The sequence below is a fragment of the Paraburkholderia tagetis genome, from assembly GCF_022213065.1.
GTDB lineage: Bacteria > Pseudomonadota > Gammaproteobacteria > Burkholderiales > Burkholderiaceae > Paraburkholderia > Paraburkholderia tagetis.
Window position 1 is genome coordinate 105,735 of the sequence record NZ_JAKLJA010000019.1, and the last position, 18,890, is coordinate 124,624.

At 65.5% G+C, this 18,890-nt stretch carries 16 protein-coding genes and 1 tRNA gene; 3 read left to right on the forward strand and 14 right to left on the reverse strand.

Going from position 1 to position 18,890, the window contains the following annotated elements; genetic code table 11:
• Positions 1-81: 81 nt before the first annotated feature.
• The 13 genes from L5014_RS21535 to def all read right to left on the reverse strand — a co-directional run bounded on the left by L5014_RS21535 (position 82) and on the right by def (position 12,534).
• Positions 82-864: an HpcH/HpaI aldolase family protein gene (locus L5014_RS21535; protein WP_238465763.1), complete on the reverse strand. Its 783-nt coding sequence runs from the start codon at positions 862-864 to the stop codon at positions 82-84.
• 248 nt (positions 865-1,112) lie between these two features.
• Positions 1,113-1,556 carry a 6-carboxytetrahydropterin synthase QueD gene (queD, locus tag L5014_RS21540; protein ID WP_238465793.1) on the reverse strand — a complete coding sequence of 148 codons (444 nt, stop codon included), beginning with the start codon at positions 1,554-1,556 and terminating at the stop codon, positions 1,113-1,115.
• Positions 1,557-1,589: 33 nt separating this feature from the next.
• Positions 1,590-2,222, reverse strand: a complete 633-nt coding sequence (queE, locus tag L5014_RS21545; protein WP_129560880.1) for a 7-carboxy-7-deazaguanine synthase — start codon at positions 2,220-2,222, stop codon at positions 1,590-1,592.
• Between the two features lie 160 nt (positions 2,223-2,382).
• Positions 2,383-3,117 carry a 7-cyano-7-deazaguanine synthase QueC gene (gene queC / locus L5014_RS21550; RefSeq protein WP_238465764.1) on the reverse strand — a complete coding sequence of 245 codons (735 nt, stop codon included), beginning with the start codon at positions 3,115-3,117 and terminating at the stop codon, positions 2,383-2,385.
• Positions 3,118-3,463: 346 nt separating this feature from the next.
• Positions 3,464-3,539 (reverse strand) — tRNA-Phe (locus tag L5014_RS21555).
• Between the two features lie 93 nt (positions 3,540-3,632).
• Positions 3,633-4,325: a response regulator transcription factor EsaR gene (esaR, locus tag L5014_RS21560; RefSeq protein ID WP_238465765.1), complete on the reverse strand. Its 693-nt coding sequence runs from the start codon at positions 4,323-4,325 to the stop codon at positions 3,633-3,635.
• A complete protein-coding gene (locus L5014_RS21565) occupies positions 4,326-6,782 on the reverse strand; it encodes a sensor histidine kinase (protein WP_238465766.1) in 2,457 nt (818 codons plus the stop codon).
• Positions 6,772-7,362: a DUF4390 domain-containing protein gene (locus tag L5014_RS21570; protein WP_238465767.1), complete on the reverse strand. Its 591-nt coding sequence runs from the start codon at positions 7,360-7,362 to the stop codon at positions 6,772-6,774. Before L5014_RS21570 ends, L5014_RS21565 begins: the two co-directional genes overlap by 11 nt.
• Positions 7,359-8,894 carry a 16S rRNA (cytosine(967)-C(5))-methyltransferase RsmB gene (gene rsmB / locus L5014_RS21575; protein WP_238465768.1) on the reverse strand — a complete coding sequence of 512 codons (1,536 nt, stop codon included), beginning with the start codon at positions 8,892-8,894 and terminating at the stop codon, positions 7,359-7,361. Before rsmB ends, L5014_RS21570 begins: the two co-directional genes overlap by 4 nt.
• Positions 8,895-9,134: 240 nt before the next feature.
• A complete protein-coding gene (htpX, locus tag L5014_RS21580; protein WP_238465769.1) occupies positions 9,135-9,992 on the reverse strand; it encodes a zinc metalloprotease HtpX in 858 nt (285 codons plus the stop codon).
• Between the two features lie 166 nt (positions 9,993-10,158).
• Positions 10,159-10,812: a LysE family translocator gene (locus tag L5014_RS21585; RefSeq protein WP_238465770.1), complete on the reverse strand. Its 654-nt coding sequence runs from the start codon at positions 10,810-10,812 to the stop codon at positions 10,159-10,161.
• A 166-nt stretch (positions 10,813-10,978) separates the two neighbouring features.
• Positions 10,979-11,977: a methionyl-tRNA formyltransferase gene (fmt, locus tag L5014_RS21590; RefSeq protein WP_238465771.1), complete on the reverse strand. Its 999-nt coding sequence runs from the start codon at positions 11,975-11,977 to the stop codon at positions 10,979-10,981.
• 53 nt (positions 11,978-12,030) lie between these two features.
• Positions 12,031-12,534, reverse strand: a complete 504-nt coding sequence (gene def / locus L5014_RS21595; RefSeq protein WP_238465772.1) for a peptide deformylase — start codon at positions 12,532-12,534, stop codon at positions 12,031-12,033.
• A 338-nt stretch (positions 12,535-12,872) separates the two neighbouring features.
• Here def and dprA point away from each other — a divergent pair, with 338 nt between their 5' ends.
• The 3 genes from dprA to L5014_RS21610 all read left to right on the forward strand — a co-directional run bounded on the left by dprA (position 12,873) and on the right by L5014_RS21610 (position 17,445).
• Positions 12,873-14,135, forward strand: coding sequence for a DNA-processing protein DprA (gene dprA / locus L5014_RS21600; RefSeq protein ID WP_238465773.1), 1,263 nt, complete (start codon positions 12,873-12,875; stop codon positions 14,133-14,135).
• Positions 14,136-14,213: 78 nt separating this feature from the next.
• A complete protein-coding gene (locus L5014_RS21605) occupies positions 14,214-14,591 on the forward strand; it encodes a thioredoxin family protein (protein WP_238465774.1) in 378 nt (125 codons plus the stop codon).
• 193 nt (positions 14,592-14,784) lie between these two features.
• Complete coding sequence (locus L5014_RS21610; RefSeq protein WP_238465775.1) at positions 14,785-17,445, forward strand: DNA topoisomerase III; 2,661 nt, start codon at positions 14,785-14,787, stop codon at positions 17,443-17,445.
• 133 nt (positions 17,446-17,578) lie between these two features.
• On the opposite strand, the gene L5014_RS21615 is transcribed toward L5014_RS21610, so the two are convergent.
• Positions 17,579-18,676: a LysR family transcriptional regulator gene (locus tag L5014_RS21615; protein WP_238465776.1), complete on the reverse strand. Its 1,098-nt coding sequence runs from the start codon at positions 18,674-18,676 to the stop codon at positions 17,579-17,581.
• Positions 18,677-18,890 lie beyond the last annotated feature (214 nt).

Here is an 18,890-nt window from a genome sequence, read left to right on the forward strand (position 1 = left end):
CGCTCGCGCCAAGCGCCGCGCCGGCGACGCAAGCCGTCGCCGCCACGCGGACAAGTTGTGTCAGCAACGTTTTCGGACGTTTCATGATCTCGCCTCCTGCAGCGCCTGGCGCGTCGCGCGCATGAGCCAGATGACATCGGCGGCCAGCGCGACGAAGCTAAAGCCCATCTCGCGATACTGCTTCGCTTGCGCGGCATCCATCGCAAAGATGCCCGCCGCCACGCCCGCCGCACGCGCGGCAGCGACGATGCGCGTCATCGCGGCGACGACGTCGGGGTGCTTCGAGTCGCCCAGATGGCCGAGGCTCGCGGCAAGATCGGCAGGCCCGACGAAGAGGCAGTCGATACCTGGCACCGCCGCAATTTTCTCGACCTCGCCAAGCGCCGCCGCCGATTCGATCTGAATGATCGACGCGATTTGCGCGTTAGCGCCAAGCAGGTAATCGCGCCGCATGCCATAGGCCGCCGCGCGCACCACGCCCGCGACGCCGCGTTGGCCGTTCGGCGTATTCACATCGGGATATTGGGCGTAGCTCACCGCGCGGGCGGCTTCCTCGGCGGACGCCACGTTGGGAAACATCACCGTGCGCACGCCCGCGTCGAGCACGCGCTTGACGAGCCATGGTTCGTTGGCCGGCAGGCGCACGACCGGCTCGGTCGGCAGATGCGCGGCCGCAATGGCGCGCAGTTGCGCGATGACGTCGGCGCTGTCGTTGGGCGTGTGCTCCATGTCGATCAGCAGCCAGTCGAAACCGGCATGCGCGAGCGCCTCGGCGGCGGTCTCGCTGCCCATCGAAAGCCACAGGCCGTAGAGCGGCTCAGCTTCCTTGAGCCGTTCCTTGAGGGGATTGGTGAAGGTACTCATCGCCGTGCTCCCGGCGAGCTGCGGGACGCGCGCGTCCCGCGCGGGCCTGGCGGCCCGGCAGCGCCGCGGCCGGCATGTCTCGCTCCGTTATGTTGTCGGGCCGCGCGGACGCGGGCCTTGCCGGAGCGATCATACCGCGACAAAAGTCTGCGGGCCGGGCGGAAAACCCGGGCTTGCGGGGCTCAATCGGACTTCAATCGAGCTTCAATCGAGCTTCAATCGAGCTTCAATCGAGCTTCAGTCGGGCTTCAGTCGCGCGTGACTTCGGCCCAGCAATTCGGCGTTTCATACAGGCGCAGCTTCTGCAGTTGCAAATTCACGCCGTAATGCGCGTCGTAGACGTTCGCGAGGATCTCGAACGCGATGGCGGCAAGATTCTCCACGGTCGGGATGCGGTCGATCACGACCGTCTTGTGGCCCGGCAGCGTGTCGAGAAAGCCGCGCACTTGCGTGTCGTCTTCGAAGACGATGAACGCGTGGTCCCACAGATCGACGAGATGCTGGTTCGCGAGCGCCTTCACGTCGGCGAAATCCATCACCATGCCGCGGTCCGGCGCGCCTTCCGTTTCGACGGTGTCGCCTTGCAGCGTGACTTCCAGCACGTAGCGATGGCCGTGCAGGTTGCGGCACTGGCTGCGGTGGTCGGGGATGCGGTGACCCGCGTCGAATTCGAGTTTTCGGGTGATCGTCAGCACGGCGCTATTCGCAAAAATTCGGGGCAAAAATCAGGGAATGTTCAGGTACTTGTGAGTCTGCATCGACAGGCGCCATTGCGGATGGCGCTTGCACCAGTCGATCGCGAGCTTCGTGTTCAGATCGCGCGACGGGCCGTCCATCGGCTGGACGAGGAAGTACTCGAAGTCGAGCTTCGCATAGTCGGCGAGACGCTGGTTGTCTTGCGGGACCACGACCTTCAGCTCGTTGCCCTTCGTGACGACGAGCGGCGCGTCGGCCTTCGGGCTCACACAGATCCAGTCGATGGTCTCCAGCACCGGCAGCGAGCCGTTCGTCTCGATGGCAATCTCGAAGCCGGCGGCATGCAGCGCATCGACGAACGGCTGATCGATCTGCAGCATCGGCTCGCCGCCCGTGCACACGACGAAGCGGTTGCCTTCGCCTTCGGGCCAGAGCGACGCGATCATCGCAACGAGTTCCTCGGGCGTGCGGTACTTGCCGCCGTTCTCGCCGTCGGTGCCCACGAAATCGGTGTCGCAAAAGCGGCAGACCGCAGTTTCACGGTCTTCCTCGCGGCCCGACCACAAATTGCAGCCGGCGAACCGGCAGAACACGGCCGGACGTCCGGCATTCGCGCCCTCGCCCTGCAACGTATAGAAGATTTCCTTTACCGCGTAAGTCATGCTTACTGCCTGATCGTTTTCCCCCGCGTGTCGACGCATAGGGAGCTGGTTATTCCGGGCGCTGATCGTCTGTTCGCGGGGCGCGCCGCCCGTGCGCCGCCCCGCTCATACCGCACGCCGCTGCGCTTGCCAACGCGTGCGGCCCGCGCCCGTCATCCATTCAGACCGGCGCTTGCGTCACCTTCTCGCCCGCAAGGTACGCTTCGTAGCCACGCTTGCGCAACTTGCACGCCGGGCACTCGCCGCAGCCGAAGCCCCATTTGTGGAGTTCGGCGCGCTCGCCCACGTAGCACGTGTGCGTTTCCACGCGCACCAGTTCGACGAGCGCTTCGCCGCCCAGTTGCTGCGCGAGACGCCACGTGTCGGCCTTGTCGAGCCACATGAGCGGCGTTTCGATCGCGAAGCGCGTATCCATGCCCAGATTGAGCGTGACTTGCAGCGCCTTCATGGTGTCGTCGCGGCAGTCGGGATAGCCCGAGAAGTCGGTCTCGCACATGCCGCCCACGAGGAACTTGAGCCCGCGCCGGTAAGCGATCGCCGCGGCGATCTGCATGAACATCAGGTTGCGGCCCGGCACGAAGGTGTTCGGCAAGCCGTTTGCCGACGCTTCGATCTCGATTTCGCGCGTCATGGCCGTGTCGCTAATCGAGCCGAGCACGGAGAGATCGATCATGTGATCGTCGCCGAGACGCTCGCCCCACTCGGGGAACGTATGCGCGACGGCCGCGCAAAAGCCTTCACGGCATTCCAGTTCGACGCGATGACGCTGGCCGTAATCGAAGCCGAGCGTCTCGACGGTATCGTAGCGGTCGAGCGCCCAGGCAAGGCACGTAGCCGAGTCCTGGCCGCCGGAAAACAGCACGAGCGCGCCGTTCCTGGGTTCTGTTCGAGTCACCGTGAAACTCCGTGTTGAGAGATTCCGCGCGGTCGCAAGCCTTGAAAACCCGCCGGGCGGACCGGCCTGGTCTGACACCAGCGCCGGCCAGTGCAGTATAGGCCGCGGTATTTTTGCGAATATCGGCGCTACTTTATACCGCTGATATTCCATCCGCTGTGGTCGACCCTGTCGGCCCTGTCGTCGGCCTCGTGGCTGGTCTCGTACTTGACCTCACAGGAGGCCGGTCGGCCACGCGCTCGACGGCGTCGCGATGAACGGCCGGCGCACTCATGACCAGAACACCCAAGCTACGCGAAACAACGAAAAAGCCCCAGGAATCGTACGATCTCCTGGGGCTGCATTCTGGTGGCCTGGGGCGGAATCGAACCACCGACACGCGGATTTTCAATCCGCTGCTCTACCAACTGAGCTACCGGGCCAACGAAGAAAGAAGAGTATAGCGACCCTGACAGCGTTGCGCAAGGGGCTTTCGCAAAAAAGTCCGCTGACTCCTGCTTACTCGTGCTTACGAATCACTCGCCCTTGCTCTTGCCGAGATCGACGCCGAGCTGCTTGAGCTTGCGGTACAGGTGCGTGCGCTCGAGGCCGGTCTTCTCGGCCACGCGCGTCATGCTGCCGTTCTCTCGCGCGAGGTGGTACTCGAAGTAGGCGCGCTCGAACGCGTCGCGCGCGTCGCGCAACGGGATGTCGAACGAGATCGACGCCACGCCGGTCGCGGCCGCGCCTCCCGATACGCCGTCGGCGCCCAGCACCGGCAGCGCCGCCGCCGACGCCACCACGGCCGGGCCGCCCGCCGCCGGCTTGGCCGCGCCGGGCGTCGCCGCGGGAACCGGCGCGGCGGTGCCGCGCGCGAGCCCCTGCTCGACCGCCTTTAGCAGCTTTTGCAGCGCGATCGGTTTTTCGAGGAAGTTGAGTGCGCCGATCTTGGTCGCCTCGACAGCCGTGTCGATGGTCGCATGCCCCGACATCATGATGACGGGCATCGTGAGCTCGCCCTGCGCGGCCCATTCCTTGAGCAGCGTGACGCCATCGGTGTCCGGCATCCAGATATCGAGCAGCACCAGGTCCGGCACCTGACGCTGACGGAGTTCGCGCGCCTGCTGCGCGTCCTCCGCAAGCTCCACGACGTGCCCTTCGTCGCTGAGGATCTCCGAGAGCAATTCCCGGATGCCCATTTCATCGTCTACCACCAGGATGGTTGCCATTTACGCTGCCCTTGTCTGCACTGTTGCTTTTGATCCCTGCTCCGCCGCCGCGCGCACCGCCTTCCCTGCCGTGCCGCGCGTGGCGGCATCCGGCGTAGCGCCCGGGTGGGTGTCCGGGTTGGCGTCATCCGCCAGTTGGAGAAAGAGAATCGAGATCTGCGCGCCTTCTATCGCATCACCCGCTTTCATGCGATTGCGGATGTCGATGCGCGCGCCGTGCTCGTCGACGATCTTCTTGACCATCGCGAGCCCGAGTCCTGTTCCTTTGGCCTTGGTCGTCACATAGGGTTCGAATGCGCGCGTGAGGATGCGCGCCGGGAAGCCGGGCCCGTTGTCCGACACCGTGAGACGCACCGCGATGCGCGTATGGCCGTCCGCGTCCGGATCGCCGTATTCTACGGCCCGCGTCTCCAGTGTCACGCGCGGAGTCTCGACGTCGGCCACCGCGTCCTGCGCATTTTGCAGGAGGTTGTGAATGACCTGGCGCAATTGCGTTGCGTCGCCCCGGATGACCGGCAATGCGGAGAGATCGACCCTGATCGTGCTCTTGCCCTCTTCCGCGCCGTAGAGCGTGAGCACCTCGCTCACGAGGTCGTTCAGTTGCAGGCTCGCGAGTACGGCCGGCGGCGTGCGCGCGTAGTCGCGGAAGTTATCGACCATCTGCTTCATCGCCGCGACCTGATTGACGATGGTGGTCGCGCCGCGCTTGAGCACTTCGGCGTCCGAGGGCGCGAGCTTGTCCGAGAGCTTCATCTGCAGGCGCTCCGCGGAAAGCTGGATCGGCGTGAGCGGATTCTTGATCTCGTGCGCGAGACGCCGCGCGACTTCGCCCCATGCGACCGAGCGCTGTGCCGAGATCACGTCGGAGATGTCGTCGAACACGACCACGTAGCCTGAGGTCTGCATGTCGCCGGCGTCGCGGCCCGTGTCGGAGACGAGGCGCGCGCCGCGCACGAGCAGCGTAAGCGGGTCGGTCTCGCCGGCCACCGGCTCCGAGAACTGCTGCTGCCAATGGCCGTGGTCCACCTCGCCGCCTTCGCGGTCCGTGCGCGAGGCTTCCTGGTCGGCGAAGGCCTTGCGCACCATCGCCGCGAAGTCGCCGAGCGCCGCCACATGATCGATGGGCAAACCGAGCTGCGTCTGGAACGGGTGGCGGAAGATGCGCTCGGCGCCGGGGTTGGCCGTCGTCAGCCGGAACTGGCGGTCGAACACAAACACGCCCGCCGTGAGATTCGCGAGGATGCTCTCGAGATACGCCTTCGAATGCTCGAGCGCAACGCGGTTCTTCTCCACGGCCTGGCGCGCTTCGGAGAGCTGGCGCGTCATCGCGTTGAACGACTGCGTGAGGAAGCCCAGTTCGTCGCGCGACTTGATCTCGCGCTTGGGCGTGTAGTCGCCCTCGGTCACTTCCTTCGTGCCCTGCGCGAGCAGGAAGAGCGGACGCGCGAGCTGGTTGCCGAGCGCAAGCGCCAGCATCATCGCGACGAAGGTGGCGAGAAAGAGCGCGAGCGTGAGCGTGCCGATATACATCTTGCGCAAGCCCGTGCGGCCCAGCGCTTTTTCCTGGTACTCGCGATAGGCGCGCTGCACGGCGTCGGCGTTGCGTGCGAGCGCGGCGGGCACCGGCTGCTCCAGTTGCAGGAAGCGCTCGACGGGTTGCAGGTCGGTGGTGTTCGCATCGGGAATGCGCGTGACGACGCGCAGGCGCAGCGCGCCCTTCGGGCCGTGCAGATGCGGATCGCCGTCGACTTCGCCTTCGATTGCCGCGTAGCCGCGTCCGCGCGCCTGATCGATCATGAGCGGCGTGGGCAGATCGGACGGCATCAGCGAGGAGAAGTTGCTCGACGCCTGCGCAACCACGTGCATCTCCGGCGCCGCGCCCGACATGCTGCGCACCGGCGCGACGATGGTGGCGTCCTGCACGCCGAACTGGTCGCGCGTGCGCAAGAGCGTGAGCGTGGTGCCCGCGGATTCGCCGTTCGCGATCTGCTCGGCCATCAGACGCGCCTTGGTTTGCAGGTCGGAGAGCGAGGCGTCGAGCATGCCGCGCCCGAGATTCAGGCCCGCCGTAAGTGCGGTTTCCACGTTCACGTCGAACCACGACTCGATCGAGCGCGAAACGAACTGATACGAAACGACGTAGATGATGCCGCCCGGCACCACGCCCACGAGCGCGAAGAAGAACGCGAGCTTGGCCAGCAATCGCGTGCCGAACTTGCCGCGCCGCAAGCGCACGACGATCACGATCACGAGCGCCGTCACCACCGAGAGGAAGATCAGCGCGACGCCGATGTTGGCCGCATAGAGCCAGCCGTAATAGCGGTCGAAGAACTCGGTGTTCGCGCTCGCAACGGCGAGCAGCACGAGCAGCAGCGTCGCGGTGAACGCGACGGTGGAAACGAGCAGCTTGACGACCACGCTGCTGACACTGGTGGCGCGGCGCACTTTATTTAGCACGTTCGGCCACCGTGAAGTTAAAGCGCTTCCAGTCCGAAGCGAGGTTCCAGTCGCGGTTGTTGACCGCGTCGATCTGGAATGGCTTCGGCATGAGCGCGACGTCGAGCTGCATGCGCACGGACGCCGTGTAGGTCTCGCCCGGGCCCACTTGCTTGCTGTCGATCACATGCCACGACGTGACGTGCTTGATGACAGCGAGCGCGTCGGCGAGCGTCGTGAAGCCGAGCTGCAGGCCGCCGCTCGATACGCGGTACTCGCGCGTGAGCGGCTGAAACGAGAGGCGGATGCTTTGCGAGACGCTCACCGGCTGCTCGTCGAACCAGTACCAGCGCGGGCGCGTGAGCTCGAAGTCGGTGGTGAAGTAAAGCGGAATGCCCTTGTTGACCGCATCTTCCAGGCTGCTGTTGAGCTCGAAGTCGAAGCGGGCGTCGAGGCTCCAGCCGGAGCCGTCGGCTTGCAGCGATGCCCGCTGCACCGAAATCGAATCGGCGCGCGCCGGCGTGACGGCCGCAAAGCCGAAAGCCAGCGCGACCCAGATCAGGATCGCGAAGCGTGGCGGGAAGAAGCGTTTGATGGTCACCGTTTCTGAAAGCGCGCGTAGAAGAAGCCGTCGTGATCTGCGGTGCGATCGGGAACGGGGCGGGCGTCGCGCCGCGTCACGCTGGCTGCGCCACTCTCTGGCGCGCCGTCGGCCGCGGGCAGCAGTTGCCCCGGCGCGTCCAATCGTACCGCATCCGCATGGGTGCTTTCAAACCAGCTTGCCTGCGCTTCGCCTTCCTCGGGGAAGATCGAGCACGTCACGTAAAGCAGCTCGCCGCCCGGCTTGAGCAACGCCCACAGCGCATCGACGATGCGGCGCTGCTCCTGCGCCAGCGCAGCGATGTCGCTTTGACGGCGCAGCCAGCGAATGTCGGGGTGACGGCGCACGATGCCCGAGGCCGAGCACGGCACGTCCGCGAGAATGCGGTCGAACGGCTCGCCGTCGAACCAGCTTGCGGGCGCGCCTGCGTCGCCGATCACGACGCGCGCGCGATGCGCACGATCCGCGGGTTGCTGTTCGCGTTGTTGCCCGGGTTGCCGTGCGTCGTCATTCGCTTGATCGTGCAACAAGCCAAGACGCTCGAAATTCTCGCCGATGCGCGCCGCACGCGCGGCATCGCTTTCCAGCGCGATCAGGTCGATATCGGCGAGTTCGAGCAGATGGCCGCTCTTGCCGCCGGGCGCCGCGCACGCGTCGAGCACGCGCATGCCGTCACGCACGTCCATGATCTGCGCGGCGACTTGCGCGCCCGCATCCTGCACCGAGACGTCACCGGCCATGAAGCCCGGAATGCGGTCGACAGGCAGCGGCGCGGCAAGCCGCACGGCGTGCTCGCCGATCTGCGTCGCGACGATGTTTTCTTCGGCCAGACGTTGTACATAAGCAGCGGCGCTCGCACGACGCGCGTTCACGCGCAGCGTGAGCGGCCCCTGCACGTTGCCCGCCTGGAGGATCGCCTGCCAGCGATCGGGCCACGCGCGGCGGATCGCGTCGATCCACCACTGAGGATAGTTCCAGCGTGCGACTTCGTCGGCCTGGGCAGCGGCGAGTGCGCTCTCGCGCTCGCGCAAGAAGCCGCGCAGCACTGCGTTCACGAGCCCCTTCGCGAAGGCCACTTCGCGGCGCGCGCCGATCGCACGCACCGCCTGGTCGACGACGGTAAACGGCGTGTAGGCGGCGTGCGCCTCGTCGTCGACGAGCAGCGCCAGCGCGCACGCGAGCAGGTTCATCACGAGCGGCGGCGGCGCCTTGCTCACACGCTGCTTGATCAGCCAGTCCACGGTGCCGAGGCGCCGCATCGTGCGATACGCGATGTCCTGCACGGCGCCGCGCGCCATGCCCGCGAGATCGTGCGGGAGCACCGCGAAAACGCTCGTGAGCGCCGCCGGCAACGCCGCGCCCGCGCGCACCGCACCCACGGCATGCGCCGCCTGGTCGAGCGCGAAGCCGAGCGAGTCGGGGGCCAGATGGACGGACTGGCGCGGCGCAGCTTGACCCAGCCCGGCACGTTTGGCGCGAGACTGGGCGGACGAGGATGAACCAGACGGGCGTCGGGAGGAACTGGATGTCATGAAGAAACCGGAAAACAGGCCGCGACCAGGCGCGGCAAATCGTGCAAAAGCCGTGCAAAAGCAAACCACAAGCGAGCCATTGTAGCGTGGCGCGGACGCAACGCCGCTCGCCTGGCGTAATCGATGCGCGCTGATTGTGGCGGCATCTCATCCGCATTGCGCCAATAGCCGCGCCAATAAAAAAGGGCAAACCCGGAGGTCTGCCCCGAGGTCTGCCCTTCTAACACGCGCCTCGTTGCTTCAGTCGAAGCGGCCGGTGCGCGCCATCTCCATGAGGCGCGCGATGCGCTCCTCGGTGGCGGGGTGGGTCGAGAAGAGGTTCGCGATGCTGCCGCCCGAGAGCGGATTCATGATCATCATTTGCGCTGTGGACGGATGCTGCTCGGCAGCCGGGAACGGAATGCCCTGCGCGTAGCGATGAATCTTGTCGAGCGCCGAAGCGAGCGCCTGCGGATCGCCCGAAATCTGCGCGCCGCCGCGATCGGCCTCGAACTCGCGTGCGCGCGAGATGGCCATCTGGATGAGCGCGCCCGCGATCGGCGCGAGCAGCGCGACGGCAATGCCGGCGATGGGGTTCGCCGGACGGCCGTTCTCATCGCGGCCGCCGAAGATCATCGCGAAATTGGCGAGCGCCGAGATCGCGCCGGCCATGGTGGCCGTGATCGTCGAAATGAGGATGTCGCGGTGCTTCACGTGCGCGAGCTCGTGGGCCATCACGCCGCGCATCTCTCGCTCGGAGAGCACGCGCAGGATGCCGGTGGTGGCGGCCACGGCCGCGTGCTCGGGATTGCGGCCGGTGGCGAAGGCGTTGGGCGCGTCTTCGTTGATCAGGTAGACACGCGGCATCGGGATATTCGCGCGCGTGGCCAGCTCCCGGACCATGCGGTAGAACTGCGGCGCCGTGGTCTCGTCCACTTCCTGCGCGTTGTACATGCGCAGAACCATCTTGTCCGAGAACCAGTACGAGAAGAAGTTCATGGCGAGGGCGAACATGAGCGCGAGCATCATGCCGCGATGCCCGCCGATCATGCCGCCAATCACGATGAAAAGGGCCGTAATCGCGGCCATCAACATCGCGGTCTTGACCCAGTTGAACATGTGCTGTGCTCCTTCACCCGTCGGGAATATTGGGGATCAAATCGTTGGACGCCCGCCACCGGCCGGTTGTTCATTCAGCCGTTCATTCAGCCGTTCATTCAGCCGGCGGGCGGCGAGCGCATTGTAAGCGATTTGTTAGATATGAGCGGATCTGAAAAATTCAATCTCAGCGCGTGGCCGCGGCGAGCCTCAAGCCGAGGCCGACGAACGCCGAACCCACCGTGCGGTCGAGCCACTTCTTGATGCCTGGCTTGCCGGAGAAGCGCTGTGTCACACTGCCGGCGATCCATGCAACGAAGCTGTTCCAGATCGTGCTCATAACGACGAACACGACGCCGAGCGCGAGGAACGCGAGCACCTTGTGCGGGCTCGTCACGCTCACGAATTGCGGGAAGAACGATACGAAGAACAGCACGACTTTCGGGTTGAGCACATTGGTCCAGAAACCCGAGAGGAAAAGCTGGCGCAACGGGCGTGGCGCACCGGCGCGCGCGGCGGATTCCGTCGTGACCGCCGTGCCCGCCGGGGCTGCCTGCTTCGCGAAGATCAGGCGCACGCCGAGGTACACGAGGTAGCACGCCCCCACGAGTTTGATGACGGTGAACGCCGTGGCCGAGGCCGCGAGCAGCGCGGTCAGCCCGAACGCACAAGCGAGCGCGTGCACGCAGCAGCCCGCGGAAATGCCCAGTGCCGACACCAGCCCCGCACTGCGGCCTTGCGCGACGCTGCGGCCGACGATATAGGCGGTATCGGGGCCCGGCGTGACGTTCAGGAGAAAGACGGCGACGAGAAAGAAGCCGAAATGGGTGATGCCAAGCATGACGTTTCCTGCAAAAGCGACTCGGAAAAAGTTCGAGCCGCCCTGTGCAGTCGTCTCGACAAATCCGTCAAATTCTAACGCGCACAGCGTGTGTGCGCTTCGCCTCGCCGCACGGCCGAATGCCCACCGGGCGAGTCTTCAAGCGCTTACCGGCGCTGACGGACACTTACGCTGCGTCGGCGTCGGTCAACGCGAAGCGCTGGCCGGCCACGAGCGGCATGCCAGCGAGGAATTCGCGCGCAGGCAGGCGTTTGCCGCCGGGCTTCTGCAGTTGCGTCACGCGCAACGCGCCCTCGCCGCAAGCCACGATGACGCCAGCGGGCGACGCTTCGAGGATCTGACCCGGCACTGTCCCCGCAGGCACATTGGCATGATAGGCCGGCTCGGCGGACCATAGCTTGAGCAGCGCGCCGTCCAGCGTGGCCGCGCCACCCGGGAACGGATCGAACGCGCGAATCTGCCGTGCGAGCGCCTCGGCGGAACGGCGGAAGTCGAGCGCGGCCTCCTGTTTGCCGATCTTCTCGGCATAGGTGACGCCATCGGCGGGTTGCGGCACGACGGGCAGCGCGCCGTCGCGCTCGAGCCGGGTCAGCCCTTCCACCACGAGTTGCGCGCCCAGCTTCGCGAGACGGTCGTGCAGCGTCGCGGTCGTGTCCGTGGATGCAATGGGCGTGCGCACTTCCGAGATCATCGGCCCGGTGTCGAGGCCCGCGTCCATCTGCATGAGGGTGATGCCAGTCTCGGCGTCGCCGGCCTCGATCGCGCGGTGGATCGGCGCGGCGCCGCGCCAGCGCGGCAAGATCGACCCGTGAATGTTGATGCAGCCATGCGGCGCAATGTCGAGCACTTCCTGCGGCAGCAAAAGGCCGTAGGCGGCCACCACCATCACGTCGTGCGGCGTCGCGCGCAGCAGATCCAGCGCCGCGGCCGCCTCTTCCGGGTACTTGCCCGTGCGCCGCAGCGAAGGCGGCTGCGCCACGGCCATGCCATGTTCCTGCGCGTAGCGTTTGACGGGGCTCGCCTGGAGCTTCATCCCGCGTCCAGCGGGACGGTCGGGCTGGGTCAGCACGAGCGGCACGGCAAACCCCGCCTCGTGGATCGCGGCGAGTGCCGCGGCGGCGAATTCCGGCGTACCGGCAAAAATCACGCGAAGAGAATGGCTCATGGACGCTAAGAAAATCGGCAAGTGAAGAAATGGAACAGCGCGGCGCGCGAACGTTACATCGCGCGTTCGAGCTTCTTCATCTTGCTCCGGATGCGCGTTTGCTTGAGCGGCGAGAGGTACTCGACGAACACCTTGCCCATCAAGTGATCCATCTCATGCTGGATGCAGACGGCGAGCAGACCTTCGCAATCGATCTCGTAAGTCTCGCCCTTCTCGTTGAGCGCACGCACACGCACCTTTTCGGCACGCTCGACTTCGTCATAGATCCCCGGCACCGAGAGGCAGCCCTCCTCGTGCACTTCCTTTTCAGTGCTCGCCCAGACGATTTCCGGGTTGATGAACGCACGCAGCTCGTCGTGCGAGTCCGAGACGTCGATCACGACGACGCGCTCGTGCACGTCGACCTGGGTGGCGGCAAGGCCCACGCCGGGTGCCGCGTACATGGTCTCGGCCATGTCGGCGACGAGCTTGCGGATACGGTCGTTGACCACCTCGACGGGCTTGGCGATCTTGTGCAGACGCTTGTCCGGGTAATGAAGAATGTTCAGTAGAGCCATGGTTTGACAGGTTCCTGGTTGGGCGCCGCGGGCCGCGCGCTCGCGCGCGAACTGGCCGTTCGGCCAACTGGTGCGCCCCTCGCGGAATGCAGAAGATAGACGGACAGATACGAACGAATTGGCCGGAATCAACGCGCCGCCGGCCTCACAAGCACTTCTCGCGCCTGTTTTGCCGCTGCACGGGCGGAATCGGCAGGGAATTCGAGGGAGAAGCGGCGGACAAAAGCGCGACGCCAGCAGCACGCCGTGACGATACGTCACAGCGTCGCACGGGAATTTCGGATGGTGAAAATTTTAACACGACGGGCCAAGGTTCGCCCGCCGACGGAGAATTGCCGATGCTCGCCACCTTGCCGCTCGGAGCCGACGAACTCAGCGCCTGGCTGCGCCTCGCAAACGCACGGGGCCTGAAGCCGGTGGCGTTGCGCGCGCTGCTCAGCGCGTTCGGGCTCCCTCAGCACGTGCTCGCGCAGCCGTTCGAGGCGCTTGCGGCCGCGGCGGGCAACGAGGCGGCCCGCGCCGTGCTGGCGCCGCCCGCTGCGGACTTTGCGCAACAAGTCGCGGCCGTGGCCGCCTGGTGTGCGCTGCCGGGCAATACGCTCGTCACGCTCGCCGACCCCGCCTATCCGCCGCGCCTCCTGACGATGCCCGACCCGCCACCGCTCCTTTACGTGAAGGGGCGGCTCGATCTGCTGCATGCGCACGGCGTGGCCGTGGTGGGCAGCCGCAGCGCCACGCCGCAAGCCCTCGAAGACGCCACGCGCTTCGCGCGCACGCTCGCCGCGGCTGGCGTGACAGTGGTCTCGGGCCTCGCGCTCGGCGTGGATGGCGCGGCGCACCGGGGGGCGCTGGACGAGGTCGGCGGCACCGTTGCCGTGACCGGTACGGGCGCCGACCTCGTCTACCCCGCCGCGCATCACGCACTCGCGACCCAGATCGCCGAACGCGGCACGATCGTCACCGAATGGCCGCTCGGCACGCCCGCGCGCTCCGCGAACTTCCCGCAGCGCAACCGGGTGATCGCAGCGCTCGTGGAAGGCGTGATCGTGGTCGAGGCCGCCATGCGCTCGGGCTCGCTCATCACCGCGCGGCTCGCCAACGAAATGGGACGCGATGTGTTCGCGCTACCCGGCTCGGTTCACGCGCCGCTCTCGCGCGGGTGCCACCGGCTGATCAAGGAAGGCGCGCAACTGATCGAGACACCGGAGGAAGTGCTCGAAGCGCTGCGCTTCACGCAGCCGGCGCCGCGTGCGCGGCGTACCGCGACCGCATTGGCATCGCGCGAACGAAACCCGGCACGCGCCATGACGCTTCCCCTGGACTTCGAAGCGCAGCCTCCCCGCCTCACCCCAGACCCAGACCGGGAGCGCATCCCAGCCCAGCCGCCAGCCGAAACAGAGCCGGCACGCGCCGGCACGCTCACGCCCGATGCACGCACACTGCTCGCCGCGCTCGGTCATGCCCCCGCCACGCTTGAAATGCTCGCGCAGCGTACCGACATGACCGAGGCGGTCCTGCAAGCGACGCTGCTGCAACTCGAACTGGCCGGGCACGTGAGCGTGCTGCCCGGGGGCCGGTTTACGCGGGCGTCCCACTGCTAGCCCGCCGCCGTGTTACATTCGCGCCAAATACCCATCCAACGCTCACACTCTATATATAAGAGAACGCAAGGAACGATCATGCCCGCGCTTGACCTCGACACCGACGCCGACCAGATCGCCGAACGCGTCACCGACTGCGACACGTTGTTCGTCGCGTGTCTTTGCGCGGAATGGTGCGGCACCTGTCGCGAGTATCGGGCCACGTTCGACCGTATCGCCGAAGGCCATCCCGAGATCTGCTTTGCCTGGATCGATATCGAAACGCACGCCGACCGCTTCGACGACCTCGATGTGGAAAACTTCCCGACCATCCTGATCGAAGACAGCAAGGCCACGCGGTTTTTCGGCACGGTACTGCCGCATGGCGCCGTGGTCGAGCGCATGCTCGCCGATCTCACGGCGCTGCCGGGTGTCGCCGATGCACCGAAGCTGCGACCCGTGCTGGCCGAGGCGTAAAAGGCGCAGCAGCTACCGATCAGGCACCATCGATCCGATGACACGAAAATCGCCGTCGGCGCGCCATGTGCTATAAAGCGGTCGTTAAGCAAGAGGCGAAACGCGCTACGCCGGCCACGAAGCGAACCTGGTGGCATAGCCGCGGGGCGCGAATCATATCCAAAGCCCGGAATTCACCCACACACAGCCAGTCATGTCCAAAGCCCTGATCATCGCCGAGAAGCCATCCGTCGCGAACGATATCGCACGCGCTTTGGGCGGATTTACCAAGCATGACGAGTACTACGAAAGCGACGACTACGTGCTTTCGTCGGCGGTTGGTCACCTGCTGGAAATCGCCGCGCCCGAAGAGTACGAAGTCAAACGCGGCAAGTGGAGCTTCGCCAACCTGCCCGTGATCCCACCGCACTTCGACCTGAACCCGATCGCCAAGAGCGAATCGCGGCTCAAGGTGCTCAACAAACTGATGAAGCGCAAAGACGTCACGCAACTCATCAACGCCTGCGACGCGGGGCGCGAGGGCGAACTGATCTTCCGCCTGATCGCGCAGCACGCGAAGGCGAAGCAGCCGGTCCAGCGCCTGTGGCTGCAGTCGATGACGCCGCAGTCGATCCGCGACGGTTTCGCGAACCTGCGCAGCGACGACGACATGCAGCCGCTCGCCGACGCGGCCCGCTGCCGCTCGGAAGCCGACTGGCTCGTGGGCATCAACGGCACGCGCGCGATGACCGCGTTCAACAGCAAGGGCGGCGGCTTCTTCCTGACCACGGTCGGCCGCGTTCAGACGCCAACTTTGTCGATCGTCGTCGAACGTGAAGAAAAAATCCGCCGTTTCGTGCCGCGCGACTACTGGGAAGTGCGCGCGGAATTCGTCTGCGCAAAGGGCTTTTACGAAGGCCGCTGGTACGACCCGAAATTCAGGAAGGACGAGCACGATCCGGAAAAACGCGATTCGCGCCTCTGGAGCCTGCCGGCCGCCGAAACCATCGTGGCCGCCTGTCATGGCCGCGAAGGCACGGTCACCGAGGAATCGAAGCCGTCCACCCAGCTCTCGCCCGCGCTCTTCGACCTGACGAGCCTGCAGCGCGAAGCCAACGGCCGCTTCGGCTTTTCGGCCAAGAATACGCTGGGCCTCGCCCAGGCGCTGTACGAAAAGCACAAGGTGCTCACCTATCCGCGTACCGACGCGCGCGCGCTGCCCGAGGACTACATCGGCACCGTGAAAGAGACGCTCGAGATGCTCAAGGAGAGCAACAACTACCTGCCGCACGCAAAGCAGGTGCTCGACAAGGGCTGGGTGAAGCCGAACAAGCGCATCTTCGACAACTCGAAGATCAGCGACCACTTCGCCATCATCCCCACGCTGCAGGCGCCGAAGTCGCTGTCCGAGCCGGAGCAGAAGCTCTACGACCTCGTCGTGAAGCGATTCCTCGCCGTGTTCTTCCCGGCGGCCGAGTACCGTGTGACCACGCGTATCACCGAAGTTGCCGGCCACCACTTCAAGACCGAGGGCAAGGTGCTGGTCGAGCCGGGCTGGCTGCAAGTCTACGGCCGCGACGCGGGCGGCGACGACGCCAACCTCGTGCCGGTGCAGAAGGACGAGAAGGTCAAGACCGAAAAGATCGCCGCGCACCAGCTCGTGACCAAGCCGCCCGCGCGCTACAACGAAGCGACGCTGCTCTCGGCCATGGAAGGCGCGGGCAAGCTCGTGGACGACGAGGAGCTGCGCGAGGCCATGGCCGCCAAGGGTCTCGGCACGCCGGCCACGCGCGCGGCGATCATCGAAGGCCTGCTCGGCGAAAAGTATCTCGTGCGCGAAGGCCGCGATCTGATCCCCACAGCCAAGGCGTTCCAGCTCATGACGCTGTTGCGCGGCCTGGACGTCAAGGAATTGACCGCGCCGGAACTCACCGGCGAATGGGAATACAAGCTCTCGCAGATGGAGCGCGGCAAGCTTCCGCGCGACGCGTTCATGCAGGAAATCGCCCGCATGACGCAGACCATTGTGAAGCGCGCGAAGGAATACGATTCCGACACCATTCCCGGCGACTATGCGACCCTGGAAACGCCGTGTCCGAGCTGTGGCGGTCAGGTGAAGGAAAACTACCGCCGCTTCGCATGCACGAAGTGCGAGTTCTCGATCTCGAAGATCCCGGGCGGACGCCAGTTCGAAATCCCGGAAGTGGAAGAGCTGCTGCAGAACAAGACCATCGGCCCGCTCTCGGGCTTCCGCAGCAAGATGGGCCGGCCGTTCTCGGCCATCCTCAAGCTCTCCTTCGACGACGAGATCAAGAACTTCAAGCTCGAATTCGACTTCGGCCAGGACCAGGGCGGCGAAGACGGCGAAGCGCCCGACTTCTCGCAGCAGGAGCCCGTGGGTGCGTGTCCGAAGTGCAAGGGCCGCGTGTTCGAGCACGGCATGAGCTATGTCTGCGAGCATTCGGTCGCGAATCCGAAGACCTGCGACTTCCGCTCGGGCAAGGTGATCCTGCAACAGGAGATCGCACGCGAGCAGATGGCGAAGCTGCTTTCGGAAGGCCGCACCGACCTGCTGACGAACTTCAAGTCGTCGCGCACGGGCCGCAACTTCAAGGCGTTCCTCGTGAAGCAGCCTGACGGCAAGATCGGTTTCGAGTTCGAGAAGAAGGAGCCGAGCGCGAAGACTGCAGCCAAGACCGCCGCGAAGAAGTCCGCCGCCACGGCGGGAGCGGACGAAGCCGCAAACGACGCGGCAAACGAGAACGACGCCGCCGAAACGAAGGCAAAGCCCGCACGCAAGACGGCTGCCGCCAAGGCCGCGCCCGCGAAAAAGACGGCCGCCCGCAAGACGCCCGCGCGCAAAACCGCTTCGTAATTGCACCGTTAAGCCGCAGCTTGCTGCGGCGCGGCGCGCCAGCAAAAAAAGCGCAGCTTCCCACGAAGCTGCGCTTTTTATTACGGCCCAAACCAAGGCGCCGATTAGGTGCCTGATAAGCGACGTAACGTTCTTATAACGGCGACATCGCCGACGTCCGCGTACGCCCTGCCGCAACGCGCGGCGCCTTCGGGGCACGCTCGCTTTGCGTGCTGTGATGATCGCCATCGAGCAGGTCGGAAATCGGCTCCGAGCCGTCGAATGCCTCGGGCGCCGCTGCGACCCCGTTCACCGGGCGCGTAAGCCCGTCCTTGACCCACTGCTCGCCGAGCTGGCTGTTCGGCGTCTGGCTGAAGTGCTCGACGAGGTGATCGATGAACGTGCGCACCTTCGCCGGCAAGTGGCGGCGGCTCGGATACGCGACGTTGATCTCAACCTGCGGCAGCCGATATTCGCCGAGCAGGCGCACGAGGCGCCCGCGCGTCATATCGCGCCCGATCAGGTAACTCGGCAGGATCGTGATGCCCATGCCGAGCAGCGCGAACTGGCGCAGCATCTCGGTGTTGTTCGCGATGATCACGTTGGTCGGGCGCACCCGCACCTCGCCATCCGGCCCCGTGAAGACGCGCTCGTCGCCCCAATACTCCGAGGGCAGCGACAGCGACGGATGCTCCATCAGATGCTCGGGGCGCGTGGGCGTGCCGTGCTTCTCCAGATAGGCCGGCGTGGCGCACACGGTCATGCAGCCAGTCGTAAGACGGCGCGTGACGATGCTCGCGCTGCGCATCTGGCGCGCGGTCACGACGCCCAGATCGAAGCCTTCTTCGACGAGATCGACCTGACGGTCGACCAGCGTCACATCGGGAATGACTTGCGGGTAGCGCTGCGTATAGGTTTGCAGCACGGGCGCGAGGTTGTGCAGCCCGAAGACCACGGGCGCCACAATGCGCAGCGTGCCGACCGGCTCATGATTGCGCGCCACCACCATCTGCTCGACGTCTTCGAGTTCATCGAGAATCTGGCGGGCCCGTTCGAGATAGACTTGCCCGGATTCGGTGAGAGAAAGGCTGCGGGTCGTGCGGTTGAGCAAACGCGTGCCGAGCCGCCCTTCCAGGTCGGCGACGTGACGCGTTGCAACCGCATTGGAGATATCCATCGCGGAAGCCGCCCGGGCAAAACTGCCGAGGTCGGCTACCTTGACGAATACTCGCATCGACTGCAAATGATCCATGTGACAACTCCTGCCTGTTACTGTCCGCCGAAAAACGGCAGAGGAAACCGCGAATTCTCCTACGACATGAGAAATCGTGCAGAAGTTGCCTAAGATCGATGGAAATTCTTAGGGATTTTCGCGACTGTCACTTATTACGCACCGTTACATCGACCATTGTTTCTCGAATCGAAACAATTTTGCGCACTGCAGCGATATAGCCCAACAGACGACG